The organism is Bradyrhizobium sp. LB13.1 (assembly GCF_054056815.1).
The window spans coordinates 3,694,165-3,719,220 of sequence record NZ_JBSRYQ010000001.1; the positions used below are offsets into that span (position 1 = coordinate 3,694,165).

The window sequence follows — 25,056 nt, forward strand, 5'->3', positions numbered from 1 at the left end:
GAGCGGGTAAAGTGATGGCGAGCGTTGCTTGCATCGGCGAATGCATGGTCGAGCTTCGGCAGGCCCAGGGCGGACAGTCTTCGGGACAGTCTGCCGGGCAGGGCGGTGGCCTGTACTCGCGCGGCTTCGGCGGAGACACCCTCAATACGGCCGTGTATCTGGCGCGGCTCGAGGTCAAGGTCGATTATCTCACCGCGCTTGGCGACGATGCCCTGAGCGATGAGATGATCGCGGCCTGGACCTCGGAGGGCGTCGGCACAAGGCGTGTCGCGCGGTTGGCGGGCAAGCTGCCCGGCCTCTACATGATCCAGCTGGATGCGAAGGGCGAGCGCCAGTTCTTCCACTGGCGCGACAGTGCGGCGGCGCGCCAGCTGATGAACTTGCCGGAGACGAACGAGCTGCTCAACTCGCTGATGAGCTACGACATCATCTATCTCTCTGCGATCACGCTCTCGATCTACGATGCGGCCGGACGCGAGCGCCTGTTCGCGGCGATCAAGCGCGCGCGCCTGCTCGGCACCCGCTTCGTGTTCGACACCAACTTTCGCGCGCGAGGGTGGCTGGACCGCGATGTCGCGCGCGAGGTGTTTGCAGCGGCCTTCGCGGCCGCCGACATCGTGCTGACCTCGACCGAGGATCTGCTCGCCCTCTATCCCGGCGAGAGCCAGGACCAGCTGATGGCGCGCATCCCGAGCCCCGAGCTGGTGTTCCGGCTCGCCGAGCCGGTCAGCCTGCTGCGCTTTGCCGGAGCCACCCACGAGGTCCGCGCCGAGCCCATGACCAAGCCGGTGGTCGACACCACGGCGGCCGGGGACAGCTTTGCGGCGGCCTATATCGCGGCGCGGCTCGCCGGTTCCGACCCGGTCGAGGCCGCCCAGGCCGGGCATCGCCTTGCCAGCCTCGTGATCTGCTATTCCGGCGCCATCATTCCGGGTTATGCCATGCCGCCGAAGAAGCGGCACCGGCCGGCGACCTCTCGTCAAGCGACCAAGTAAGATCGAGACCCATGACCACGACTGCCCAACAGAACCACCTCGTTGCGCTCTTCAAGGCCGCGACCGTCATCCCCGTCCTCACCATCGAGCGGATCCAGGATGCGGTGCCGCTGGCGCGTGCGCTGGTTGCCGGCGGCGTCCGCACGCTAGAGGTGACCATGCGCACCCCTGTTGCTATCGAGGCCGCGAGGGCGATGATGGCCGAAGTACCCGAGGCGATCGTCGGCATCGGCACAATTCTCAATCCGGCAGACTTCGCCCGTGTCGAGAGGCTCGGCGTCGCGTTCGGCATCAGCCCGGGCCTGACCCCGGATCTGCTTAAGGCTGCCGCCGACAGCTCCTTGCCGTTCGCGCCGGGCATCGCCACGGCGTCCGAGCTGATGATGGCGCTGGCCCATGGCCTCGACGTTGCAAAATTCTTTCCGGCCGAGCAGGCCGGCGGTATCAAGGGCCTGCGCGCGCTCGGTGGTCCGTTTCCGAACGTGCGGTTCTGCCCCACCGGCGGCGTCGACGAGGCCAATGCGGCGACCTGGCTTGCCGAGCCCAACGTGGTTGCGGTCGGCGGTTCCTGGCTGTGCCCGGCGGCGGAGATCAAGGCCGGGAACTGGGCCGGCATAACTGCCATCTGCCAGCGCACGATCAAGGCCCTGAAAGCCGCGTGAAGTCTTGCCATCGCTGGGCTAAGACTTAGGTCAGTAAGAGACCGTAGGGAGAAAAGACCATGACCGCCAGCATCGTTGGATGGGCGCATACGCCGTTCGGCAAGTTCGACACCGAAACCGTCGAAAGCCTCGTCACGCGCGTCGCCAATGAGGCGATGGCGGATGCCGGTATCTCCGCGTCCGACGTCGATGAGATCGTGCTCGGCCATTTCAACGCCGGCTTCTCGCCGCAGGATTTTACCGCCTCGCTGGTGCTCCAGGCCGACCCGAAGCTGCGATTCAAGCCGACCACCCGCGTCGAGAACGCCTGCGCCACCGGCTCCGCCGCCGTGCATCAGGGCGTCCGTGCGATTGCTGCGGGTGCGGCCAAGATCGTGCTGGTCGTCGGCGTCGAGCAGATGACGCGCACGCCGGGGCCGGAGATCGGCAAGAACCTGTTGAAGGCATCCTACCTGCCTGAGGACGGTGACACCGTCGGCGGCTTCGCCGGCGTGTTCGGCAAGATCGCCAGCTCCTATTTCCAGAAATACGGCGACCAGTCCGATGCGCTGGCGCTGATCGCGGCCAAGAACCACAGGAACGGCGTCGCCAATCCCTACGCCCAGATGCGCAAGGATTTTGGCGTCGATTTCTGCCGCGCCGAGAGCGAGAAGAACCCTTACGTCGCCGGCCCCTTGAAGCGCACTGATTGCTCGCTCGTCTCCGACGGCGCAGCCGCACTGGTGCTGGCCGACGCCGAGACCGCCAAGACCATGAGCAAGTCGATCGGCTTCCGCGCCACCGCGCACGCCCAGGATTTCTTGCCGATGTCCAAGCGCGACATCCTCCAGTTCGAAGGCTGCACGGTCGCATGGCAGCGCGCGCTGGAGCAGGCCGGGGTCACGCTGTCCGATCTCTCCTTCGTCGAGACCCATGACTGCTTCACCGTCGCCGAGCTAATCGAGTACGAAGCGATGGGCCTGACGCCGAGGGGGCAGGGCGCCCGCGCCATCAAGGAAGGCTGGACGCTCAAGGACGGCAAGCTGCCGGTCAATCCGTCCGGCGGGCTGAAGGCCAAGGGCCATCCGATCGGGGCCACCGGTGTCTCTATGCACGTGATGACCGCGATGCAGCTCGCAGGCCAGGCGCCCGAGGGCATGCAGCTCAACAACCCAAAACTCGGCGGCATCTTCAACATGGGGGGCGCGGCCGTCGCCAACTACGTCTCCGTGCTGGAGCCGCTGAAGTAAGCTCCGACCTTGTAGGGTGGGGAAGGGCGCGCAAGTGCCGTGCCCGCCAACTTGTTTGCGCTAGATGGTGGGCACGCTTCGCTTTGCCCACCATGGCTCTGATTGATTCGCGGGAAATGCATCATGAGCAATGACTACGAAGACTCGCTGTCGATGGATGCACTCAACGACCGCATCGCGATCCTCGAGGACAATATAAGGCAGCTCATCGAGCAGGCCGCGGCGGCCTCGGGCGAGCAGAACGAGTCGCGGATCGCCGACCGCATCAACCAGCAGAACGACGAACTCGACCGTCTCATCAAGATCCGTGAATCCCGCCAGAAGAAATAGCGGACGCGCAGCGCATGCGGCCATACGCCGGCCGCCCTTGCGCGCGCGGCGCTGCTGCCTTTAGCTGGACCGAAATCGCGGGTCCGCTTCTAGAGCCCCGCGCAATCGGGAGCGAACCAATGGGGCCCCTGAAGGGCATCAAGGTCGTCGACATGACAACCGTGCTGATGGGGCCCTATGCGACCCAGATGCTCGGCGACTACGGTGCTGACATCATCAAGGTGGAATCGCTCGACGGCGACGTCACCCGCCTGATCGGCCCGATGCGTCACGCCGGCATGGGCCCGGTGTTCCTCAACACCAACCGCAGCAAGCGCTCGATCTGTCTCGATTTGAAGAAGCCCGCCGGCCGCGAGGCCGTGCTGCGGCTGCTGAAGGACGCCGATGTGCTCGTCTACAACGTCCGTCCGCAGGCGATGGCACGGCTCCAACTCGGCTATGACGTTGTGTCCAAGATCAATCCGCATCTGGTCTATGCTGGCGTGTTCGGCTTCGGTCAGGACGGGCCGTATGCCGCAAAGCCCGCCTATGACGATCTGATCCAGGGCGCGACCGCGCTGCCGGCGCTGATGGCGCAGACCGGTGACGGCGTGCCGCGCTATGTGCCGAACGCGCTGGTCGATCGCATTGTCGGCCTCACCGCCGTCGGCGCGATCTGCGCCAGCCTCGTGCACCGCGACCGCACCGGACGCGGCCAGCGCGTCGACATCCCGATGTTCGAGACCATGGCCGGCTTCGTCATGGGCGACCACATGGGCGGGCTCACTTTTGAGCCTCCGCTCGACAAGGGCGGCTACGCCCGCCACCTCTCGCGCGACCGCCGGCCCTACAAGACATCGGACGGCTATCTCAGCGTCATCGTCTACAACGACAAGCAGTGGGAGAACTTCTTCAAGGCGACGGGCCGCGACGATCTGCGCGCCGATCCGAAATTTGCGAGCTTTGCCGGCCGTGCCGCCGACATCGACGTCGTCTATGCCGAGCTCGCGCGCATCTTCGAGACGCGCAGCACTGCGGAATGGATCGACCTGCTCACCAAGGCCGACGTGCCTGTGATGCCGATGCACGACCTGGCGTCGATGCTGCACGATGAGCATCTGGACGCCACGAACTTCTTCCCGGTCGTAAACCATCCGACCGAAGGGCCGATCCGCAGCATGAAGGTGACGGCCAATTGGTCGGAGACCGAGGCCGAGCCGGCGCGGCTGGCGCCGCGGCTCAACGAGCACGGCGCGGAGATTTTGCGCGAGATCGGCTATTCCGCGGACGAGATCGACGCGCTGGTCCGCGACGGCGTCACCCGTTCGCCGCCTCGGAATGACGATGCACAGGTGCTGCCATGAGCTTCATCACGGGCGTCGGCCTCACATCTTTCGGCAAGCACGAAGGTTCATCCTCGCTCGACCTGATGAGCAAAGCCGCGCAGGCCGCACTCGACGATGCCGGGCTCGAGCGCGCCGACATCGACGGCATCCTCTGCGGCTACTCCACCGTCTCGCCGCACATCATGCTGGCGACCGTCTTCGCCGAGCATTTTGGCATCCGTCCGGCTTACGCCCACGCCGTCCAGGTCGGCGGTGCGACCGGCCTTGCGATGACCATGCTCGCCCATCATCTCGTCGAAGCAGGCGTCGCCCGCAATGTGCTGGTCGTCGGCGGCGAGAACCGCCTCACCGGGCAGAGCCGCGATGCCTCGATCCAGGCGCTGGCGCAGGTCGGCCATCCCGACTACGAGGTGCCGCTGGGGCCGACCATTCCCGCCTATTACGGCCTCGTCGCTACCCGCTATATGCACGAATACGGCGTGACGGAAGAAGACCTCGCCGAATTCGCGGTGCTGATGCGCGCACACGCCTGCACCCATCCCGGGGCGCAATTTCACGATCCTATCACGGTCGCTGACGTCATGGCCTCGAAGCCCGTGGCGATGCCGCTGAAACTGCTCGACTGCTGCCCGGTCTCCGACGGCGGCGCCGCCTTCGTCATCAGCCGCGAGCGGACGGGAGAGGCCGGCGTACGCATTCGCGGCTGTGCCCAGGCGCATACCCATCAGCATGTTACCGCTGCGCCCGCCCTCAGCGAGCTCGGCGCCGAGATCTCCGTCGCCCGCGCCAAGGAGGCCACGGGCCTTGCGATCTCCGACGTGCGCTACGCCGCCATCTACGACAGCTTTACCATCACGCTCGCCATGCTGCTGGAAGACCTCGGGCTTGCCGCGCGCGGCGAGGCAGCCGCCCGCGTACGATCAGGCCATTTTGGCCGCGATGGCGCGATGCCGCTGAACACCCACGGTGGCTTGCTCAGCTACGGCCATTGCGGCGTTGGCGGCGCCATGGCGCATCTGGTCGAAACGCATCTGCAGATGACGGGGCGGGCGGGGAATCGGCAAGTGCGCGACGCCTCGATCGCGCTGCTGCACGGCGACGGCGGCGTGCTGTCGTCCCACGTCAGCATGTTTTTGGAGCGGGTGCGATGAGCGAGCGTCTAGCGGACTGGACCAGGGGCGAAGAGGCAGTCACCTATCAGACCTGCACCGCCTGCGCCCATGTGCAGTATTTCCGTCGCGCTTTCTGCGCGGCCTGCGGCATGTCCGATCCGCGCGAGGCGCGCGCCACCGGCAAGGGCAGGGTGTACGCGACATCGTTGGTCTGCCGTGCCGCCACGCCTGAGACGCGCGCGCACGTGCCCTACAATATTCTGCTGGTCGATTGCGCCGAAGGGTTTCGCATGATGGCGCATGGTGAGAATGATCTCGCCATCGGCGACGAGGTCGTCGCGAGCTTTAAGCCGTTTGCCGGAAAGCTGATGCCGTTCTTCACGAAGGGAAAATAGTGGGATTCGTCATTCGGGGGCGGTCCAAGGGACCGAGCCTGGAACGGGAGTTCTGGGCCTGGCCTGTGCGAGAGCCACCCCGGAATGACGAAAACGCAAAAACTCTACCTAGCGCCCGTAGAACAAGATGCTGGCGATGACGAGCATAGCCATCACGGCCAGCATATGCGCGAGCGCCTCCGAGGCCGCCCCCTTGGTGGCTTCCTTCATGCCTTTTCTCCCTAGACTTGGGCGTGACTCATCGATGCGCGGTGAGCGCAAGGACGGACAATTATTTTACTCGGAACACCCCACTTCGAGTATCCGCTGCGATCTAGTCCCCACGCAGCGAATATCGACTGTACCAAGGTCGATCAGCAATGCGGCGGCATTTTGACTCGATGTTGTTGCTCCTGCGTCTCTCCGCGAATAGAGTTTCAGGGAACTTTCGCCGGCAACGACAATGAGCATCAAAGGCTCCGAGAAAGCCTTCGACAAAAACATCAGGAAAATCATGGCCCGCATCAACTATAGCGACCCGTCGAAGGCATCCGACCGCACCCGCGAAATCCTCGACAAGAACCGCAATGCCAACATCTTCCGGATGATGTCGCATTCGCCGAGCTATTTCGAGCAGTACTGCCGCCTGGGCGGCGCCATCCGCCACAAGGGCGAACTTGACCCCATCGTGCGCGAGCTCGCGATTACCCGCACTGGAATTCTGTGCGAGGCGCCGTATGAGATCGTCGCGCACAAGCGCATCGGCAAGAATGTCGGCGTCACCGACGAGCAGAACCAGGCGCTCGAGACCTGGCAGTCAGCTAACTGCTTCGACGAGACACAGCGCGCCGCGCTCACCTTCACCGACGAGATCGTCAAGCTGAACAAGCCGACGGACGCGACCTTCAAGGCGATCTCATCGAAGTTGACGCCGGCCGCGCTGGTTGAATTGCAGCTCTCGGTCGGCTTCTACATCATGACCTCGAAATTCCTTGAGACGTTTGAGATCGATCTTCAGCCTGTGACGGAAGTGGTGGGCTGATCCAAAAACCGCGGCGAGGTCTGGCGATGACGATCGATGAATACACGGCCTGGGCCGCGAGCATTGCGAAAGTCGATGAGCATCCGTCCAACGAGCGGCTGTCCTATCTCGGTCTCGGCCTCGCCGGCGAATCCGGCGAGGTCGCCGAGCACATCAAGAAATTGCTGCGCGACGACTGGCTCGATCAGGCAGGTCTCGTCGATGAGCTCGGCGACGTCATCTATTACTGGGCCTGCCTGTGTGCGGCGACCGGCCAGAAGCCATCCGAATTGCTCAAGGCGAGTGCGGCCAAGATCAATCGGCGGCTGAGCGAGGCGGCGAGCCGCTGAGCCGCAACCATCGCGCTCAGGTCGAGGTCAGGATATCCACCTTGGCGTTGGCGACAATCAGACGCTCGGCCAGAAGCTGCGCCAGATTGCGCATGATGCGTTCGCTGGCGTGAGGATGCTGCTTGCGGAAGCGCTCGAAGTCCTTCAGCTGCACCTCGTGCGCCGTCGCTGCCATGTCCGCGAACACGTCCGCGGAGCGGGTGGTCTCAATCAGCGCCATCTCACCGAACGCCATGCCGGCCGTCAGCGTTGCCAGCCGCACGCCGTCGGGCAGGGTGACATGCACCGCGCCGCTGCGCAGGAAGAACAGGGAATCAGCTGCAGCGCCTGTCGTGATGATCTTCGCGCCGGATGCATAGGTCCGGATCGTGCAAATCGAGGCGAGGTCGGTCAGCTCTTCCTCGCTCATGCCTGCTAGCAGCGGCTGCTCGGCAAGCTCGGTGGTCTCGTGGAAATCGATCGAGCCGCCATGGCGATAGACGATCTGGTCTTCGGCCCATTCGATCGCGGTGTCGAGCAGGTAGAAATCGCGGACGTTCTTCAGCTCGGCGGTCCATTCCCGCAGGCTGTCCCATTCCTTGGAGGCGCGCCTGACGCCTGACAGCACGACGGTCACATTCAGCGCCGCGAGCTCCTCGAACGCTTCGGCGACCAGCCGCGCACCCGCGCGCGTGGTGGAGGTGACGCGGTGCAGATCGAAGATCACGAATTGCGGCCGCGGCCGGCCCGCAAGCCGGCGCGAGACATAGTCGACCGCCGATAGCGACAGCGTGCCGACCAGCTCGATGATCCGCACCTCCTGCTCGTGCGCCGCGAGAATATCGCGCTCCTGCGGACGGCGCACGCGCCGCGACGGGCTCTTGCCGATGTCGTAGTCGGCGATGACGGCGTTGCGCGCATCGTCACTGCGGTTGAGCATGTGAAGGTCGTAATGCGAGGACAGCGCCTCGCAGACCTTGATGCCGCGCACGCTGTTGCCGTGCTTGTCGAGCTTTGGCGAATAGCTGCCGAGCCCGAGGCGGGCGGGAAGGGCGGCCAGAATCCCGCCGCCGACACCGCTCTTGGCGGGGATGCCGATCCGGTAGATCCATTCGCCGGCATAGTCGTACATGCCCGACGACGTCATCACCGACAGCGTGCGCGAGATCGCGTAAGGCGTCAGCACCTGTTCGCCCGTGACCGGATTGACGCCGCGGTTGGCGAGCGTTGCCGCCATCACCGCGATGTCGCGCGCGGTGACCAGCACCGCGCATTGCCGGAAGTAGACGTCGAGCACGGCAGCGACATTGTCCGAGATCACCGCATTGGTCTTGAGGAGATAGCCGATGGCGCGGTTGCGGTCGCCGGTCTGGCTTTCGGAAGCGTAGACGGCCTCGTCCACCGCGAGGTCGCGCCCGGCGAAACGACCGAGCGCGAGGCGAATCTGCTCGAAGGCGTCTGCGCCCTTGCTGTCGTAGATCAGCCCGGTGCAGGCGATCGCGCCGGCATTGACCATCGGGTTGAACGGATGGTTTTCGGAATTGAGCCGGATCGAGTTGAACGGATCGCCAGAGGGCTCGACGCCGATCGCGCTCTCGACCCTGTTGGCGCCGAGCAGGTCCAGCGCCAGCGCGAACACGAACGGCTTTGACATTGATTGGATGGTGAAGGGCACCCTGGAGTCGCCGACCTCGTAGACATGGCCGTCCAGGGTCGCGAGGCTGATGCCGAAATGGGCAGGATCGGCCTTGCTCAGCTCGGGAATGTAGTCGGCGACCGCGCCCGAGGTCTCCGCCGAGAATTCCTTGAGGCAATTGTCCAGAAACCGCAGCAAAGGCGGCTTTGAGCGGGTCCAGGCGGTGGCGAGCGGCGAAAGCGGTTTCATCGCCTCTCTTTGTGCAACGCAATCAGGGCACGCGCAACCCGTCCGGCATCATGGTCTGCCGCCGGACCAGAACAAGGGCGAGCAAAACCGTGGGCACGAGGATGGCGAGGCCGAGCAGCGTCACCTGCATCTGCGACAGCGGCATGATGCCGCCGCCGGGGGTGGCCACCACGAACCCGCCGATCACCAGCAGCACGCGAATAGGCCATTCCAGCGCACCGGCGCCGCGGAGATCGCCGACGAAGGGCTGGTAGCCCTGGATGCCGCCGCAGATGAACAGCGTGCCGAAGGCCGCAAGCGCCATCAGGCCGAGGCCGGCGAGATAGGGGCTTTCCCCCTGCAGCACCAGCGCCGGATTGAGCACGAAGAAGAACGGGATGAAATAGATGATGCTCCCGACCCACATCGATTCCCAGCCCGTCTTCATCGCAGGCGAGCCGGCAATGCCTGCGGCTGCGAATGAAGCAATCGCGACCGGCGGGGTGATCGACGACAGCATGCCCCAGTAGAAGATGAACATGTGCACGGCCATCTTGTTCAGCCCGAGCTTCTCCAGCGCGGGCGCGACCAGGATGGCGAGGAAGATGTAGCAAGCCGTCGTGGTCAGACCGAGGCCGAGGATCAGGCTGGTGAGGGCGCACATGCCGAGCAGCAAGAACGGATTGTCGCCGGCGATGCGCAGCAGGTCGTTGGCGAGGCTCGACACCACGCCGGTCATCGAGAAGGCGCCGATCAGCAGGCCGCAGCCGGCAAGGATGCCGACGAGCTCGACGAAGGTGCGGCCATTGACCTCGAGGAATTTGCCGATGGTCGCGACGGTCCAACGTGTGTCCTTCGAGAACAGCTGGTTGAGGACCAGCAGCAGCGCGGTCGCGTAGAACGGCGCGTGGCTTTCGCGCTTGAAGTAGAGCAGCATCACGATCAGGAGCGCGATCACGAAAACGTAGTACCAGCCGTCCCGGATCGTATCCATGACCCGCGGCAGCTCTGCGCGCGGGATGCCTTTCAGCCCGTGTCGTGCGGCATAGGAATCGACCTGCATGAACAGCCCGACATAATAGAGTACGGCCGGGATGATCGCGGCGATCGCGACGTCGGCATAGCCAACATTGAGGAACTGCGCGATCACGAAGGCGGTCGCGCCCATCACCGGCGGCGCCAGCACCGCGCCGGTCGAGGCGCAGGCCTCGATCGCGCCGGCGTAGGAGGCGCGAAAACCGCTCTTCTTCATCACCGGGATGGTCATGGTGCCGGCGGTGAGCACGTTGGAGATGATCGAGCCCGACATCATGCCGAGCAGGCCGCTGGCAAAGATGCAGACCTTCGCCGCGCCGCCGCGGAACGTGCCGCACAGCGCGAAGGCGAGGTTGATGAAGAACTTTCCGGCGCCGGTCATCATCAGCGCGGTGCCGAACACCAGGAAGCCGATCACGGTGTCGGCAAACGCCTGGATGGGAATGCCGAGCAGGCTCTCGCCCGACAGCACGTGATAGGCGGTCGCCTGCTCCAGCGTCGATTGCGTGCCGCGGAACGGCCCGAGCCAGCCGGCCTCTGCGAACAGCGGATAGACCGTGAAGGGGAGCACGCTCAGGAGGAGGCTCCAGCCGCCGGTACGGCGCAGCGCCTCCATCAGCATCACCCACATCACGAGGCCGGCGGCGATGACGCTGTTCGGCGCGCCGCCGAATTCCCAGCCGGCCTCCGCGGCCTTGCGCACGTTCGACATCAGCAGCAGCGCGGCGGCAAAGGTCACGACGAAGCAGAGAAGGTCATACCAGGGAATGCGGTCGAGCGGCGCGCGCGTGGTTCCCGGGAAGATCAGGAACGTGAAGGGCAGCATCAGCGCGATCAGGAGATAGAAGTACTCCGTGTTGAGCTGGGTGTAGCCGACAAAAAAGCGCAGCGAGAATTGCTGGTTGATGCAGAGCAGGATGGTCGCGGCGGTCGCGGTCACCAGCGTCCAGCGCCAGGCGCCGCGCAAGCTGCGAACGCGCGTGACCTCCGCTTCCTGCATGTTGCCGGCGGCGCCATGCGGATCGTCGAACACGACCCGCTTGGCCTCGTCCTGCGGGGCGGTGGAGACTGAAGCAGACATGATCGACCCCGCGCGTGGGCAATTAACCGTTGACGATTATTCGTCGAACCCGTTCGGCATGTCGGCCTTCGCAAGCGCCGCGGCACGCGCTTTCATCCAGCCGTCGAGGAACGCCTTGTCATCCGCGGGCGGATTGGACTTGCCGTAGTCGGTCCACGCTGCGCCAAGCACCTCCTGGCGCTTGATCAGCTTGTTGTTGTGCGTGTCCTGCGCGTCACTCCATTGCCCGGCTTCCTTCAGCGCCTTCACCGCGCCGGGGTGTACCGGCACCACCCAGTTCTTGGTCTGGCGATCGGCCGCGAGCCCGCCGGCGCCGGGTGCGGAGTCCTTGTAGGAATCGTAGTTCACGATCATCGCCTTCGTCATCGCATAGACCTGGTCGGGGGCTTGCGAGGCGTAGGCGACGAAGATCGGGTAGGGGTAGTTGCCGAGCTCGATCGGCTTGTCCGGCGAGATGCCGGCGCCGCAGGTCGCGGTCTGCGGAAAGAAGAACGAGCCGACCTTCTGCATCCGCGCCCAGCCTTCCTTGTCGTTGGCGGGCAGCGGCGGCCAGATCAGGCCGCGCGGCGAGGTCTCAGCTTCCTTGGCGGGGCCGGTGATGGTGGTGCCGAAGGCCGCATCCGTGTCGTTGTTGATCAGGCCCTTCCACATCGCGCCGTAGCTTGCGAACTCGACGATCCTGACGTCCTTCTGAGTCAATCCGGCGAAGGCGAGCACCGCGAGCGAATTCTGGTTCAGCGCCGGCGAGCCGACGACGAAGCCGACGCGCTTGCCTTTGAGGTCCTTCAGATCCTTCACGCCGGCATCGGCGGCGACGCCAAGCGTACCGCAGTTGCAGTCGACCGACGAGAGCATGATCTGAAGCGGCTGCGGGCCCCATTCCCTGGTTCCAAACTCGAACACGCCTTCCTGCGCGAAGTAGGAGCCCGATCCCATCGCGGACGAGACCGCGCGTTTGGCGCGCAGCGGCGCGAGACGCGCGACGTCGTTGCCTGCGGGGAGCACGCGCACGTCGGTTGAGTATTTGTCCTTCATCATCTTGCCGACGCCGACCGCGATGTTGAAGCCGGCGGTGCCGGTGTCATAGGCCGTGAACGTCAATGTTGCCGGCAGCTTGATGTCTTCGGCGGCTGCATAGCGTGTAGACGCAAAAGAAATGCCCGCCACCAAGGCAGGCGCGAGCATGATCAGCCCACGAAGCATGTTTCCCTCCAATGATCCTCGCGTTTGCCGCGACGATTTTCTTTCTTTGTTTGAAACAGGGTTTGTTTGAAACAGATCATGTCATCGCGATGAAGCGATGGCAACGCCGTACAGCGAACTCAGCAATGAGGCTGACAGATTGTCGCGGAAACTGCGGATAATGCAGTCAGTTCGCGACGATCGCGATCGCCTGTCCCTCGGCAACGACGTCGTTGAGCTTCACCAGAAGCGATGTGATCGTGCCGCTCGCGGGCGACGGCACAGGTATCTCCATCTTCATCGCTTCGACCACCACAATTTCGTCGCCATCCGCAACGGTTCCTCCAACTTGCACGGGCATTGCGCAGATGCGTCCCGCGACCTCAGTGACGATTTTTATATTTGGCATGCCATCGCCTTTTTGTTGTCGTCGCAAAATGCCTGAGGTAGCGTCATCCGCAAGTGGAATTTAATTCCGCAGAGCGAAACAAGCGGTAGGGATCATGGGACGACGTTCAGAGCGGTTGAGTAGACAGGGTGCGCTCGCCGGCGATGCCGGTGAGAGTGATGTCATCCAGGTGGTGTCGCGCGCGTTCGACGTGCTGCGATGCTTCGAGGGCCACGAGATCAGGCTCGGCAATCTCGAGATTTCAAATCGCTGCGGCCTGCCGCGCTCGACGGTGTCGCGGCTCACGCACACGCTGACGCGGATTGGGACAGCTGGTCTATCTGCCGCGCGATCAAAAATATCGCATCGGGCCGAGCGCGGTGGCGATGAGCGCCTCGATGATGAAGGGCGCGCAGCTGCGCAGCATGATCCGCCAGCGGCTCCAGGAAGTCGCCGAGCAACTGCCTGGTACTGTCGGCTTCGTCGTGCCCGATCGCTTTCATCTGGTCTATCTCCAGTTCGCGCGCTCGGCTTCGGCGCTCGGCCTGCACGAGGGCACCGGCAGCCGTATCTCGATGGCGTCGACCGCTGCGGGAGCAGCCTACACCGCGGCGCTGGCACCGGAGGTCGGCGATTCCTTCATCACGGATATGGAACGGGAAGCCCCCGAGGCTGCGAGAATCCTGCGGCCCCGCATCGAAGCCAATCGACAGTCGCTACGCGATCACGGCTATGTCGTGGCCTGCGGCCTGTGGAGCCCGCACATCAACGGGCTCGCGGTGCCGATCTGGTCGCCGCAGTACCAGACTTTTGTGGTGATCACGATCGGTCTTCTGTCGTCGATGTATAACGAGCAGCGTCTGCATGCCGAGGTCGCTCCGTTGATGGTCGCGCTCGGCCGCTCGCTCGGCAGCCTGATGGACGGCGCGGAAGGCGACGTCTTCAACAATCGCATCTCGCGCAAACCGGTCGCAATGGCCGTGCACAACAATAACAAGCCGATCAATTCGGAGGGCGTGAATGAACTGGAAGCCGGAACTCGACGAGCTCGCCCGGCGCGAAGCCTTCGCGCGGGAGATGGGCGGCGTTGACAAGGTCAAGCGTCAGCATGACCAGGGCCGACTGACTGTTCGGGAGCGTATCGACAGACTGACCGACAAGGGCAGCTTTCACGAGATCGGTGCCGTCTCCGGCATCGGCGAATACGATTCCAGCGGCGAGTTGCAGAAATTGACGCCGGCGAACTGCGTGTTTGGACGCGCGCGCGTCGATGGCCGCACCGTCGTCGTGGTCGGCGACGACTTTACCGTGCGCGGCGGCTCGGCGGATGCGTCCATCTCCGCAAAACCGTTGATGGCGGAGGAGATGGCGCACGATTTCCGTCTGCCCATCGTGCGCATCATCGAAGGCTCCGGCGGCGGCGGCTCGGTCAAGACCATCGAGACCAAGGGTGCAGCTAATCTGCCGGGCGGCATCGGCGGCACACGCTGGTATCGCTTCACCACGGAGAATTTGTCGCGCGTGCCTGTGGTCGCGCTCGGCCTCGGCTCGGTCGCGGGGCTCGGTGCCGCGCGTCTTGCCGCCAGCCACTATTCCATCATGACCAAAAAATCCGCGATGTTCGTCGCGGGCCCGCCGGTGGTGAGGGCGTTGGGGCAGGACCTCTCGAAGGAAGAACTCGGCGGCGCCGACATCCAGACCCGCGCCGGCGCTGTCGATCATGCCGTCGACACCGAGGAGGAGGCCTTTGCCTGCGCGCGGCGATTCCTGTCCTATCTGCCGTCGTCGGTCTACGAGCTGCCGCCGACCTTGCCTTGCACTGACCATCCGGAGCGCACCGATGAGGCGCTGATGAACGCGGTGCCGCGTAACCGCAAGCAGGTCTACAAGATGCGGCCGATCATCGAATCGGTCGTGGACAAGGGCTCGTTCTTCGAGGTCGCCAGGAATTTCGGCAAACCTCTTATCGTCGGTCTCGCGCGGCTCGAGGGCAGGGCGGTGATGCTGCTCGCCAGCGACAGCTTTCACTATGGCGGCTCCTGGACCGCGGATGCCTGCCAGAAGGTGGTGCGCTGGGTCGACTTCGCCGAGACCTTCCATTTGCCGATCGTCTATCTCATGGACTGCCCCGGCTTCATGATCGGCCTCGATGCCGAGAAGGCCGGCACGATCCGTCAAGGCGTCCGCGCCATGGCCGCGGTCAACCAGACCACGGTGCCCTGGTGCACGGTGATCCTGCGCAACGCCTTCGGCGTTGCCGGCGTCGTGCATCAGCCGGCCGACCGCTACTCGATCCGCTACGCCTGGCCGTCGGCCTATTGGGGCTCGCTCCCGCTCGAAGGCGGCATCGAAGCCGCCTACCGCGCGGACATCGACGCGGCCGAGGACAAGGCGGAGAAACTGAAGGAGATTCAGGATCGCCTCAACAAGCTGCGCTCGCCGTTTCGCTCCGCCGAAAAATTCTGGGTCGAGGAGATCATCGATCCCAGGAAGACGAGGTCGCTGCTGTGCGAGTTCGCGCGACTGGCGGAGCCGCTGCGCAAGCCCGGGCCGCCGGAGAGCATGACGATCAGGCCGTAAGCAGAGCCGTCGAGGGCTGCTCGCGCTTTGCCGCGGCAGCGATGGCGTGACCTCAAAACAAGAACGCGCTACGCTCCCCGGACAAGAACAAGAGGAAGCGCCAATCGTGTACGACTTCATTATCGTGGGCGGCGGCTCGGCGGGGTCCGTGCTGGCCCACCGGCTCTCCGCAAAGAGCGCCAACAAGGTTTTGCTCTGCGAAGCCGGACAGGACACGCCGCCCGGCGACGAGCCGGCCGAGATCAGGGACAGCTATCCGGGCACGGCCTATTTCGATCCGCGCTTCCACTGGACCGAGCTCAAGGTCACGACCCAGATCGTCAGCCACAACAATCCGAACGAGGGACGTCCGCCCTTACGCAAATACGAGCAGGCGCGCGTGCTCGGCGGCGGCTCCTCGATCAACGGCCAGATGGCCAACCGCGGCGCGCCGACCGATTACGACGAATGGGAAGCGCGCGGCGCCGCGGGTTGGAGCTGGAATGACGTGCTGCCCTTCTTCAAGAAGGTCGAGCGTGATCTCGATTTCGACGGCCCGTACCACGGCAAGGACGGTCGGATCCCGGTTCGCCGGATCCCGCGGGAGCACTGGACGCGACATTCGCAGGCGTTCGCCGACGCCTTCCAGCAGGCCGGCCACCAATACTTGGCCGACCAGAACGGCGAGTTCGTCGACGGGTTTTTCCCGGTGACGCACTCCAACCAGGCCGAGCAACGCGTCTCGGCCGCGATGGGCTATCTCGATCGTGATACGCGCAAGCGCGCCAACTTGACGATCTCCACCAACACGCAAGTCAGAGAGCTGCTGTTCGAAGGCACGCGGTGCGTCGGTGTGAAGGCGACTGTCGACGGACGGGAGCAGGAATTCCGCGGCCGTGAAATCGTTCTCTCCAGCGGCGCCATCCATTCGCCGGCGCATCTGTTGCGCGCCGGCATCGGCCCGGTCGGTCACCTCAAGGATATGGGCATTCCAGTCCTGATGGGGCTGCAAGGTGTCGGCCAGCGCCTGATGGATCATCCCTCGATCTCGCTGTCGTCCTTTGTCCGCCGCGGCGCGCGCATGAACGAGCACACCAGGCGCCACATGCAGCTTGGCCTGCGTTACTCGTCCGGGCTCGAAGGCGTACCGAAAGGCGACATGTTCGTCGTCCTGCTCAGCAAATCGGCCTGGCACGCCGTCGGCGAGCAGATCGGATCGCTGCTGACGTTCGTCAACAAGACCTATTCCGAGACCGGACAGATCAAGCTCGCCTCGCGCGACCCGGCAGCCGAGCCGATCGTCGAGTTCAACTTGTTATCGGACCGCCGCGATCTCGATCGCCTGATGAGCGGTTTCCGCAAGATGGCGGCCGTGCAGATGAGCGACGTCGTCAGGGCCGTGACGGACAAGCCGTTCCCGGCCTCCTATACCGACCGCGTGCGCAAGATCGGCGTGGTCAACACCAGGAACCGGATACTGACAAAAATCGCCGCGGCCCTGATGGACGGGCCGGCGGCGCTGCGCCACTACATGATCGACAATTTCGTGGTCGAGGGTTTTACCTTCGACGACGTGATCAACGACGACGAGGCGCTGGAAGCCTTCGTGCGCAAGGCGACCATCGGCGTGTGGCACGCCTCCTGCTCGTGCCGCATGGGCCGGGCGGAAGATCCGATGGCGGTGGTCGATACAGAGGGCCGCGTCAAGGGCGTGCAGGGACTGCGCGTCGTCGACGCCTCGATCTTCCCGGTGGTGCCCTGCGCCAACACCAACTTTCCGGTCCTGATGTCGGCGGAGAAGATCGCGGCTGCGATGATGCAGTGAGCTGGTTCGCTTTTTGCGCCGTCCGCCGCGAATCAGGCGGTAGAACCTGAAATTAGGCAGGAGAATACTCGGAACTGTTCCGCAGGAGACGGTCTGGGGACATGCGTCCTGATGCGGAACCGGGAACCGGCCTCCGGCGTTCTTTGCCAAATCTCGCCTTTCGGCTTGGAACCGGGGCGCTAGACTGCGCGGCCCCGAACCGGGCCAGGGCGCGTCTTTTTTTGGCGATAGACCTTCAGGGGGTTCTATGACCGATTCTTCGAGTGGGGCCCAAACCAGCGAGTCCGAAGATTTGCCGAGGATCTCGACCGGCAGTCAGGGCCTCGACGACATCCTCTATGGCGGGCTCGATCCCAATCGCATGTATCTCTACGAGGGTCGGCCCGGCTCGGGCAAGACCACCATGGCGCTTCAATTCCTCCTTGAGGGCGCCCGCTGCGGTGAACGCGTGCTCTATATCTCCTTGTCGGAAACCAAGCGTGAGCTGACGCTGGTTGCGCAGCGCCACGGCTGGTCGCTGCAAGGCGTCGACATCTTCGAACTTGTCCCGCCGGAGACGACGCTCGATCCGGACCGGGAGCTCACCGTTTTCCATCCCGCCGAAATGGAGCTGAGCGAAACGACCGGCCTGATATTCAAGGCAGTCGAACGGATCAATCCCGCGCGCGTGGTGCTGGACAGCCTGTCCGAGCTGCGCCTCCTTGCGCAGAACCCGCTGCGGTACCGGCGCCAGGTTCTGGCCCTGAAGCACTTTTTCACCAACCGCAATTGCACGGTCATTCTCCTCGACGACCTCTCGTCCTCCCAGGACGATTTGCAACTCCATTCGATCGCGCACGGCGTCGTCATGCTCGAACAGCTCGCCATCGATTATGGAGCAGAGCGCCGGCGGCTTCGCGTGATCAAGATGCGCGGCATTCGGTTTCGCGGCGGCTTCCACGATTTCACGATCGAAGCGGGAGGTGTGCGGATATTCCCCCGTCTGGTGGCGGCGGAACATCACGCCTCGTTTGTCGGCGAGTTCACGCCCAGCGGCAACGCGCAGCTCGATCTCCTTCTGGGAGGAGGGCTCGAGCGCGGCACCAGTGCGCTTCTTCTGGGCGCCGCCGGTGTCGGCAAGTCGTCTCTCGCGCTGACCTATGCGATCGCGTCGGCAGAACGCGGTGAGCATGCGGTGTTCTTTGCCTTCGATGAAGGTCGCGGCACCGTGGAAGCCCGGGCTCGAACGCTTGGGATGCCCCTCGAAAGCTACCTGCAATCGGGACTCATCCGATTTCAACAGATCGATCCCGCCGAGCTGTCCCCCGGGGAATTCGCCGCCAATGTGCGCAAGAGCGTCGAAAAGGATAACGCCAGAATTGTCGTCATCGACAGTCTGAACGGCTACCTCAACGCGATGCCGGATGAGCGATTTCTCATCCTCCAGATGCATGAGCTCCTGAGCTATCTCGCGCAAAAAGGCGTGCTGACCGTCCTGATCCTCGCCCAACATGGGCTGGTCGGCCCGATGGAAACGGCTCTTGATATCAGCTATTTGAGCGATGCCGTGCTCATGCTGCGCTATTTCGAGGTCGGCGGAACGGTGCGGCGTGCCCTCTCGGTCGTGAAGAAACGCAGCGGCAATCATGAAAATACCATCCGCGAGTTTCGCCTGGGCCGTGCCGGCATCACGCTGGGTCCTCCGCTGAGCGAGTTCAGCGGCATCTTCTCCGGAAATCCACGTTATACGGGCACGGAGATACCAGAAGGGCCGGCGGAATGAGCGCTGCCCGCGATCATTGCGTTCTCGTGTTTGCCCCGATCGGCCGCGATGGACCGGCATCGGTCGAGCTTTTACGTAATTCGAATCTCGTAGCGATCAATTGTCGAGGTCTCCCTGAACTGGTCAGCGAGATGTCGGCGGGCGTGGGCGCGGTCCTTCTGGCCGAGGAGGGGTTGTTCGGGAAGGATACCCAGCCGCTGGCACATTGGATCGAGAGGCAGCCGCCCTGGTCTGACCTGCCCTTTGTCATTCTCACCAGCCATCGGGAGCAGCCGGCGGTGGTTGCCTGGCGCCGCAGTATCGTCGAGACACTCCGCAACGTTTCGTTGCTTGAACGCCCGGTTCAGCCGATCACGCTGACGAGCGCGGTTCAATCCGCAATGCGGGCCCGCCGGCGGCAATATGAAATTCGAACCTTGCTGCAGGCGCGCGAGCGGACGGCCCAAGAGCTCGAGAAGCTCGTGGCCGAGCGCACCCGTGCGCTCGAGGAGGCCAACAAGCATCTGCGGGCCGAAATGGAAGAGCGCGCCCGCGTCGAGGAGACGCTTCGTCAGGCCCAGAAGATCGAGGCCATCGGACAATTGACCGGCGGCGTAGCTCACGACTTCAACAATTTGCTGATGGTGATCTCCGGCGGCCTCGATTTGCTCGACCGGCAGACAGATCCTGATCGTCGGCGTCGTCTCATGGAAGGAATGGTCCAGGCGGCGCAGCGCGGTGCCGGCTTGACCAGGCAGCTTCTGACTTTTTCGCGGCGGCAGAAGCTCCGGCCCGTGGCTGTCGACATCGCATCGCAGATCGGCGGCATGCGCGAATTGCTCGATCGGAGCCTGAGAGGCGACGTTCACGTCGAGTTCGATTTTCCGGATGGTCTTTGGCCGGTGGAAGTCGATCCGGGAGAGCTCGAACTGGTCATTCTCAACCTGGCGGTCAACGCCCGCGATGCGATGCCGAGCGGTGGCACGATCGTTGTCCGTGGCGAGAACCTGGCCGGCCTGACCGAGGACGAGATCGCGGGCGATTACGTTCGTCTGTCCGTGGTCGATAGAGGTGTTGGAATGAGCCCGGAGATCCTGGCGCGGGTCTTCGAGCCGTTCTTCACGACCAAGGATGTCGGGAAAGGCTCGGGCCTGGGGCTTGCCCAGGTCCATGGATTTGCGACGCAGTCACGAGGGACGGTTCGAATCAAATCGACGGTCGGCGAGGGCACCAGCATCGAGCTCTATCTGCCGCGATCCAGGAACATCCCTTCTGGTGAACGCCATTTCATCGATCTGAACAGGGCGCGGCCGAAGAAGGCCAACCATGGCCGGATCCTCCTCGTCGAAGACGATGACGAGGTCGCCGCGCTGGTGAGCGAGATGCTGGCGCAACTCGGCTACGAGGTCACGCGCGCGGCGAGTGCTGCGGCGGCGCTCGGTGCCCTGGCGGACGGCCGCTCCGTCGATCTGGTGTTTTCGGATATCATGATGCCGGGCGGCATGAACGGTGTCGAACTCGCGCGCGAGATCAAGAGACGGCGAAGCGACATCCCGGTTCTGCTGACGAGCGGATACGCCGAAGCCGCGGTTCGCGACGCCGAAACGGCCGGCGTCCAGATTTTGCCGAAACCCTACCACATCGACGAACTCGCCGCAGCGCTCGGCGCAGCCAAGTCGGACTTTCGAATTGACGCGCAGAAAGCAAGCGCTCTGGGGCGTCGTGATTGGGCCTCATGATCGGCTTGCAGTCCGGCGTCAGTAGCGAATGCACACGCAGCCGCGTCTCAGTTGCAACGATAAGCATTCGCGTTCTGCGAGCTAATCATGCCCGTCGCTACGTGTGGATTATGATGATTGCAGGGAGCGGCCTGCAAGGGCAGCCACTTTCAGCCGCTCTTTGAGCCCATTTCAGCCAAACTGTTGTTGGTTTCTCGTTGTCGGGGCAGGGTCCTTCCAATTTGGAGCCCTGCAATGTTCAAGCCGGTTCTTTCTGCGTGTCTATTTGTTGCCTTTAGCTCAGTCGCTTCCGAAGCACGGCCCTATCGAATTCATCAAGCACCCGAATGCAATGTCACGATGCCCTGCGACCTTTCGTATTCGCAAACGCGCCGTGAGCGGATTCCCAGGTCCTCGCTAACGTCCAGGTCCTCATTACAAGCCTATCGCGCGACGCAACTGACAGTGACCGACGCAGACGGCGCCGCGACGGCGAGCATCGCTGAGGCTCGCATTGTCGGCAGTCGTCCGGCAGGTTGCCCTTCCTCCTTCTGCGGCTGCGGCGCGGCTCTGCGCGTGTTCGGCCGTATCGTGCCGGAGTTGAATCTTGCGGCGAACTGGCTGCGCTTTCCGCGGACATCACCCGCACCGGGAATGGTCGCAGCCCGACGCGGACATGTGTTCGTCCTCGAACAACACCTGGGAGGGGACACCTGGTTGGCCTACGACGCCAACTCGGGCGGACACGCGACTCGAATGCATGCGCGTTCATTGCGTGGGTATACGATCGTCAACCCGCGCGGCGGTTCGGTCACTTGAGAGACCAGCCGGCCAAGGGCAGGGGGCACGTAACGAGCCGTGGAGCCGTCGGGCAAAACACCCTGTCAAGCCTGCGCTGGAATAATATTCGTATTTACAGAAGTTCGGATAAGGCGTAGTTTGCGCTCATCCCGGCCCGCTACAAGGGCGTTTCGCGATCGTCACGAGACGCGGGCCGGGAGGCGGTGGCCGCGACTGCGTCGGCGCGCTGGGCAAGCTGCAGGGCGGGTTTTCCCGTGAGCAACTGCACACGCGGTACGACACGGCGCTGACAGCGTCCCCGTTCGGTCTCGATGGCGAGCGCACGCCAGGCATCGGGGACAGGGGCGGGGAGGTGCGCGGACGGCAAAATCGTGTGGTCCTGACGCCCGGGGTCTGTGCGTCAAGTCTTGTGGTGATGCTGCTGCCCAACCGGGCCAGCACATCAGCCATCCGCGAGGCGACGGGGGCAATAGTGCATCGCTCCCCGGGGAGAGCGCGTCATAAGCCGTAATACCATTCGCGCAGGGAAGGCCGGTTGCCCGGCGTCACCTGTGGTCCACCCCGTGCGCGTCTTGTTCGCACACGGGACTGCGGGTGCCAGCCGGCGCCCGGCCTTCCCTGCGCCCTTTCTTGCGAGAGGGTGCGAAGAAGAGAGCAAAGCTCGGGCGAAATGAGCCGCGAGAATGCGAAGCCATGTGTTCTGAGAAGCCATGCGTTCTGAATGGAAGAAATTTATGCGCAGTCTCGCGCCCCGGACGCAGCGCAGCGTCGCTTTGACGGTGCGCTGCAGAGCCGGGGTCCATATCACTGCGGCGGCGCGCGCAATCTCGACGTCGAGGCTGCGGTCTTCGGCGTCACCACCACGATCAGGTACTAGGCCATCGCCGCTTGCGGCTTTGGCTTCGGTTGTCTCGAGAGCGTCAGCACGATCAAGGAGGCGAACACGCAGAGTGCGCCGGCGATGAAGAAGGCGGGAAGATAGCTCTGATACACCGTCCGCGAAAAGCCGGCGCCGAAGGCGGCGGTGCCCGCACCGAGCTGGTGGCCGGCAAAGATCCAGCCGAACACCAGATTGGCGCGCTCGGGTCCGAATTTCTGCGCGGTGAGGCGCACCGTGGGCGGCACGGTTGCGATCCAGTCGAGCCCGTAGAACATCGCGAAGATCGAGAGCCCATAGAACGAGAAATCGCTGAAGGGGAGGAAGATCAGCGAGAGCCCGCGCAGGCCGTAGTACCAGAACAAGAGGTGGCGGTTGTCGTAGCGGTCCGACAGCCAGCCCGACATGATGGTGCCGAAGAAGTCGAAGATGCCCATCGCAGCCAGCAGACCGGCAGCCTGTACCTGCGGAATGCCGAAATCGAGGCACATCGGGATCAGGTGCACCTGCACGAGGCCGTTGGTGGATGCGCCGCAGACGAAGAAGGTCGCAAACAGGACCCAGAATGCGCGCGACTTCGAGGCGTCGCGCAGCGTGCCGAGTGCCACAGCCGTGATTGAGCCGTGGCTGACCGGCGGGCCGGGCAGGGGCTCGGTGCCTTCGTCGCCGAAGGGGCGCAGGCCGACGTCGCTCGGGCGGTCCCGCATCACAAGGAGAACTCCCAGAGCGGAAACGCAGAGCGCGATGCAGACAAAGCCGAGTGCAAGCCGCCAGCCGTATCGTTCGGTCAGGCTTGCAAGCAGCGGCAGGAAGACGAGCTGGCCGGTGGCGACGCTCGCGGTCAAAATGCCGACGACGAGGCCGCGCCGCGCCGCGAACCAGCGGGTCGCAATGGTGGCGCCCAGCACCAGCGCGGTCATGCCGGTGCCGAGGCCGATCACGACGCCCCACAGTACGACGAGCTGCCAGACCTCTGTCATGCCGAGCGACAGGATCAGCCCGGAGACGACGATGAGCTGAGCCAGCAGCGTGACGTTGCGCAGGCCGTAGCGGTTCAGGAGCGCGGCAGCGAACGGCGCCATCAGCCCGAACAGGATGAAGCGGATCGACAGCGCGGACGAGATCTCCGCCGTGCTCCAGCCGAACTCCTTCTGAAGCGGAATGATGAACACACCGGGCGCACCGACCGTGCCGGCGCTGATCAGCGCGGTGAGGAAGGTCACGCCGACCATCACCCAGCCGTAGTGAATATTGCGGCGGCCGAGTGTTGCCGCGAGCCAGTTCGAGATCATTGGGCCTCAATCCTTGGTGGCAGGATTTGAAACACCTGCGCGAGTTTGCAGAATGGCACGGGACGCGTCTGTCGGAAATGACAGAGTTCCCTCATTTCCGGACTTTTACGTCAGTGCGTCAGGCGCTCCACCGCGATCGCAGTGGCTTCGCCGCCGCCGATGCAGAGCGCCGCCACACCGCGCTTGAGGTTTTTTGCTTCGAGCGCATGCAGCAGCGTCACGATCAGCCGTGCGCCGGTGGCGCCGATGGGGTGGCCGAGCGCGCAGGCGCCGCCGTTGATGTTGAGCTTCTCGCGGGGAATGCCGAGATCGCGCTGCGCCGCCATCGCCACCACGGCGAAGGCTTCGTTGATCTCGAACAGATCGACATCGCCGGCACTCCAGCCGACCTTGTCCAGGAGCTTGCGGATCGCCGGGATCGGCGCCGTGGTGAACCATTGCGGCTCCTGGCTATGGGTGGCATGGCCCTTGATCTCTGCCAATGCGGGCAGGCCGTTGCGATCGGCGAGCGACCGCGTCGTCAGCACCAGCGCGGCGGCGCCGTCGGCGTTGGCGGAGGAGGCCGCCGGCGTGATGGTGCCGTTGGCGCGGAATGCCGGCTTCAGCCCGGGGATCTTTGCGGGATCGACCTTCAGCGGATGCTCGTCATTGGCGACGATGCGCAGGCCTGCCTTCTCGCTCAGCGTGATCGGCGCGATCTCGGCCTTGAACGCGCCACCCTCGACCGCCTTGCGCGCGCGACTCAGCGTCTCCATCGCATAGGCGTCCTGGTCCTTGCGGGTAAACTGATAGGCTTCCGCAGTCGCCTCGCCGAAATCGCCCATCGAGCGGCCGGTCTCGTAGGCGTCTTCGAGGCCGTCCATCATCATGTGGTCGATGATGCGGTCATGGCCGGCGCGATAGCCGCCGCGTGCCTTCGCCAGCAGATACGGCGCGTTGCTCATGCTCTCCATGCCGCCGGAGACGACGATCTCGGCCGAACCGGCGCGAATGATGTCGTGCGCCAACATGGCTCGCCTTCATGCCGGAGCCGCAGACCTTGTTGACGGTTGTCGCGCCGGTGGCGTCGGGCAGGCCGGCTGCACGCGCAGCCTGGCGCGCCGGGGCCTGGCCCTGGCCGGCCGGCAGCACGCAGCCCATGAAGACCTCGTCGACCTTTTCCGGCGCGAGCTTCGCACGGTCCAACGCGGCGGCGATCACATGCGAGCCGAGCTTGTGTGCGGGCAGCGGCGACAGCTCGCCCATGAAACGGCCGAGCGGGCTACGGACGGCGGAGACAATGACGACAGGATCGGCGGTTTCGGCCATGGCGGGAC

20 protein-coding genes and 2 pseudogenes are annotated in these 25,056 nt (G+C 64.2%); 16 read left to right on the forward strand and 6 right to left on the reverse strand.

All coding sequences use genetic code 11. The annotated features are described in order from the left end of the window. Nucleotides 1-14 precede the first annotated feature (14 nt). From ACVWYI_RS17325 to ACVWYI_RS17365, 9 genes are all read left to right on the forward strand, one after another. Nucleotides 15-995 (forward strand): sugar kinase, encoded by a 981-nt coding sequence (locus ACVWYI_RS17325; RefSeq protein ID WP_456662718.1) that lies wholly within the window; start codon nucleotides 15-17, stop codon nucleotides 993-995. Nucleotides 996-1,006: 11 nt separating this feature from the next. Then, nucleotides 1,007-1,657, forward strand: coding sequence for a bifunctional 4-hydroxy-2-oxoglutarate aldolase/2-dehydro-3-deoxy-phosphogluconate aldolase (eda, locus tag ACVWYI_RS17330; protein ID WP_456662719.1), 651 nt, complete (start codon nucleotides 1,007-1,009; stop codon nucleotides 1,655-1,657). Nucleotides 1,658-1,716: 59 nt separating this feature from the next. Further along, complete coding sequence (locus tag ACVWYI_RS17335; RefSeq protein ID WP_456662720.1) at nucleotides 1,717-2,886, forward strand: acetyl-CoA acetyltransferase; 1,170 nt, start codon at nucleotides 1,717-1,719, stop codon at nucleotides 2,884-2,886. Nucleotides 2,887-3,009: 123 nt separating this feature from the next. Beyond that, nucleotides 3,010-3,216 (forward strand): hypothetical protein, encoded by a 207-nt coding sequence (locus ACVWYI_RS17340; protein ID WP_354046762.1) that lies wholly within the window; start codon nucleotides 3,010-3,012, stop codon nucleotides 3,214-3,216. Nucleotides 3,217-3,335: 119 nt separating this feature from the next. Next, nucleotides 3,336-4,559 (forward strand): CaiB/BaiF CoA transferase family protein, encoded by a 1,224-nt coding sequence (locus ACVWYI_RS17345; RefSeq protein WP_456662721.1) that lies wholly within the window; start codon nucleotides 3,336-3,338, stop codon nucleotides 4,557-4,559. Beyond that, nucleotides 4,556-5,692, forward strand: coding sequence for a thiolase family protein (locus ACVWYI_RS17350; protein ID WP_456662722.1), 1,137 nt, complete (start codon nucleotides 4,556-4,558; stop codon nucleotides 5,690-5,692). Before ACVWYI_RS17345 ends, ACVWYI_RS17350 begins: the two co-directional genes overlap by 4 nt. Next, nucleotides 5,689-6,048, forward strand: coding sequence for a Zn-ribbon domain-containing OB-fold protein (locus tag ACVWYI_RS17355; protein WP_456662723.1), 360 nt, complete (start codon nucleotides 5,689-5,691; stop codon nucleotides 6,046-6,048). The genes ACVWYI_RS17350 and ACVWYI_RS17355 overlap by 4 nt, the downstream gene beginning before the upstream one ends. Nucleotides 6,049-6,541: 493 nt before the next feature. Then, entirely contained in the window at nucleotides 6,542-7,069 is a 528-nt protein-coding gene (locus ACVWYI_RS17360; RefSeq protein ID WP_456664535.1) for a carboxymuconolactone decarboxylase family protein, read from the forward strand. A 26-nt stretch (nucleotides 7,070-7,095) separates the two neighbouring features. Then, on the forward strand, nucleotides 7,096-7,398 hold the full coding sequence (locus tag ACVWYI_RS17365; RefSeq protein WP_247345910.1) for a nucleoside triphosphate pyrophosphohydrolase family protein: 303 nt from the start codon (nucleotides 7,096-7,098) through the stop codon (nucleotides 7,396-7,398). A gap of 16 nt (nucleotides 7,399-7,414) precedes the next feature. On the opposite strand, the gene glsA is transcribed toward ACVWYI_RS17365, so the two are convergent. From glsA to ACVWYI_RS17385, 4 genes are all read right to left on the reverse strand, one after another. Beyond that, entirely contained in the window at nucleotides 7,415-9,262 is a 1,848-nt protein-coding gene (gene glsA / locus ACVWYI_RS17370; RefSeq protein WP_456662724.1) for a glutaminase A, read from the reverse strand. 22 nt (nucleotides 9,263-9,284) lie between these two features. Further along, complete coding sequence (locus ACVWYI_RS17375; protein ID WP_456662725.1) at nucleotides 9,285-11,357, reverse strand: TRAP transporter permease; 2,073 nt, start codon at nucleotides 11,355-11,357, stop codon at nucleotides 9,285-9,287. 36 nt (nucleotides 11,358-11,393) lie between these two features. Next, on the reverse strand, nucleotides 11,394-12,560 hold the full coding sequence (locus tag ACVWYI_RS17380; RefSeq protein WP_354103702.1) for a TAXI family TRAP transporter solute-binding subunit: 1,167 nt from the start codon (nucleotides 12,558-12,560) through the stop codon (nucleotides 11,394-11,396). Between the two features lie 166 nt (nucleotides 12,561-12,726). After that, nucleotides 12,727-12,948, reverse strand: coding sequence for an acetyl-CoA carboxylase biotin carboxyl carrier protein subunit (locus ACVWYI_RS17385; RefSeq protein ID WP_354046776.1), 222 nt, complete (start codon nucleotides 12,946-12,948; stop codon nucleotides 12,727-12,729). Between the two features lie 94 nt (nucleotides 12,949-13,042). Here ACVWYI_RS17385 and ACVWYI_RS17390 point away from each other — a divergent pair. From ACVWYI_RS17390 to ACVWYI_RS17420, 7 genes and pseudogenes are all read left to right on the forward strand, one after another. Beyond that, a pseudogene (locus ACVWYI_RS17390) lies at nucleotides 13,043-14,018 on the forward strand (IclR family transcriptional regulator). Next, nucleotides 13,948-15,507: an acyl-CoA carboxylase subunit beta gene (locus ACVWYI_RS17395; RefSeq protein WP_456662726.1), complete on the forward strand. Its 1,560-nt coding sequence runs from the start codon at nucleotides 13,948-13,950 to the stop codon at nucleotides 15,505-15,507. The pseudogene ACVWYI_RS17390 and the gene ACVWYI_RS17395 overlap by 71 nt, the downstream one beginning before the upstream one ends. 106 nt (nucleotides 15,508-15,613) lie before the next feature. Then, nucleotides 15,614-17,311, forward strand: a complete 1,698-nt coding sequence (locus ACVWYI_RS17400) for a GMC family oxidoreductase (protein WP_456662727.1) — start codon at nucleotides 15,614-15,616, stop codon at nucleotides 17,309-17,311. Between the two features lie 247 nt (nucleotides 17,312-17,558). Further along, nucleotides 17,559-19,073 carry an ATPase domain-containing protein gene (locus tag ACVWYI_RS17405; RefSeq protein ID WP_247345932.1) on the forward strand — a complete coding sequence of 505 codons (1,515 nt, stop codon included), beginning with the start codon at nucleotides 17,559-17,561 and terminating at the stop codon, nucleotides 19,071-19,073. After that, nucleotides 19,070-20,791, forward strand: a complete 1,722-nt coding sequence (locus tag ACVWYI_RS17410) for a response regulator (protein WP_456662728.1) — start codon at nucleotides 19,070-19,072, stop codon at nucleotides 20,789-20,791. Before ACVWYI_RS17405 ends, ACVWYI_RS17410 begins: the two co-directional genes overlap by 4 nt. Nucleotides 20,792-21,025: 234 nt before the next feature. Further along, complete coding sequence (locus tag ACVWYI_RS17415; RefSeq protein WP_247446820.1) at nucleotides 21,026-21,589, forward strand: hypothetical protein; 564 nt, start codon at nucleotides 21,026-21,028, stop codon at nucleotides 21,587-21,589. Nucleotides 21,590-22,292: 703 nt separating this feature from the next. Beyond that, nucleotides 22,293-22,448: a hypothetical protein gene (locus tag ACVWYI_RS17420; RefSeq protein ID WP_354103695.1), complete on the forward strand. Its 156-nt coding sequence runs from the start codon at nucleotides 22,293-22,295 to the stop codon at nucleotides 22,446-22,448. On the opposite strand, the gene ACVWYI_RS17425 is transcribed toward ACVWYI_RS17420, so the two are convergent. Beyond that, entirely contained in the window at nucleotides 22,445-23,740 is a 1,296-nt protein-coding gene (locus ACVWYI_RS17425; RefSeq protein WP_456662729.1) for an MFS transporter, read from the reverse strand. The genes ACVWYI_RS17420 and ACVWYI_RS17425 overlap by 4 nt on opposite strands. Nucleotides 23,741-23,850: 110 nt before the next feature. Further along, a pseudogene (locus ACVWYI_RS17430) lies at nucleotides 23,851-25,048 on the reverse strand (acetyl-CoA C-acyltransferase). Nucleotides 25,049-25,056 lie beyond the last annotated feature (8 nt).

What these genes read in the sequence shown, in the direction of transcription:
- ACVWYI_RS17360 (WP_456664535.1), top strand. Translation starts at nt 6,542, where the DNA reads ATGGCCCGCATCAACTATAGCGACCCGTCGAAGGCATCCGACCGCACC.
- ACVWYI_RS17340 (WP_354046762.1), top strand. Translation starts at nt 3,010, where the DNA reads ATGAGCAATGACTACGAAGACTCGCTGTCGATGGATGCACTCAACGAC.
- ACVWYI_RS17395 (WP_456662726.1), top strand. Translation starts at nt 13,948, where the DNA reads ATGAACTGGAAGCCGGAACTCGACGAGCTCGCCCGGCGCGAAGCCTTC.
- ACVWYI_RS17410 (WP_456662728.1), top strand. Translation starts at nt 19,070, where the DNA reads ATGAGCGCTGCCCGCGATCATTGCGTTCTCGTGTTTGCCCCGATCGGC.
- ACVWYI_RS17425 (WP_456662729.1), bottom strand. Translation starts at nt 23,740, where the DNA reads ATGATCTCGAACTGGCTCGCGGCAACACTCGGCCGCCGCAATATTCAC.
- ACVWYI_RS17405 (WP_247345932.1), top strand. Translation starts at nt 17,559, where the DNA reads ATGACCGATTCTTCGAGTGGGGCCCAAACCAGCGAGTCCGAAGATTTG.
- ACVWYI_RS17365 (WP_247345910.1), top strand. Translation starts at nt 7,096, where the DNA reads ATGACGATCGATGAATACACGGCCTGGGCCGCGAGCATTGCGAAAGTC.
- ACVWYI_RS17385 (WP_354046776.1), bottom strand. Translation starts at nt 12,948, where the DNA reads ATGCCAAATATAAAAATCGTCACTGAGGTCGCGGGACGCATCTGCGCA.
- ACVWYI_RS17325 (WP_456662718.1), top strand. Translation starts at nt 15, where the DNA reads ATGGCGAGCGTTGCTTGCATCGGCGAATGCATGGTCGAGCTTCGGCAG.
- ACVWYI_RS17335 (WP_456662720.1), top strand. Translation starts at nt 1,717, where the DNA reads ATGACCGCCAGCATCGTTGGATGGGCGCATACGCCGTTCGGCAAGTTC.
- ACVWYI_RS17375 (WP_456662725.1), bottom strand. Translation starts at nt 11,357, where the DNA reads ATGTCTGCTTCAGTCTCCACCGCCCCGCAGGACGAGGCCAAGCGGGTC.
- ACVWYI_RS17380 (WP_354103702.1), bottom strand. Translation starts at nt 12,560, where the DNA reads ATGCTTCGTGGGCTGATCATGCTCGCGCCTGCCTTGGTGGCGGGCATT.
- ACVWYI_RS17355 (WP_456662723.1), top strand. Translation starts at nt 5,689, where the DNA reads ATGAGCGAGCGTCTAGCGGACTGGACCAGGGGCGAAGAGGCAGTCACC.
- ACVWYI_RS17415 (WP_247446820.1), top strand. Translation starts at nt 21,026, where the DNA reads ATGTTCAAGCCGGTTCTTTCTGCGTGTCTATTTGTTGCCTTTAGCTCA.
- ACVWYI_RS17420 (WP_354103695.1), top strand. Translation starts at nt 22,293, where the DNA reads ATGGAAGAAATTTATGCGCAGTCTCGCGCCCCGGACGCAGCGCAGCGT.
- ACVWYI_RS17345 (WP_456662721.1), top strand. Translation starts at nt 3,336, where the DNA reads ATGGGGCCCCTGAAGGGCATCAAGGTCGTCGACATGACAACCGTGCTG.
- ACVWYI_RS17350 (WP_456662722.1), top strand. Translation starts at nt 4,556, where the DNA reads ATGAGCTTCATCACGGGCGTCGGCCTCACATCTTTCGGCAAGCACGAA.
- glsA (WP_456662724.1), bottom strand. Translation starts at nt 9,262, where the DNA reads ATGAAACCGCTTTCGCCGCTCGCCACCGCCTGGACCCGCTCAAAGCCG.
- eda (WP_456662719.1), top strand. Translation starts at nt 1,007, where the DNA reads ATGACCACGACTGCCCAACAGAACCACCTCGTTGCGCTCTTCAAGGCC.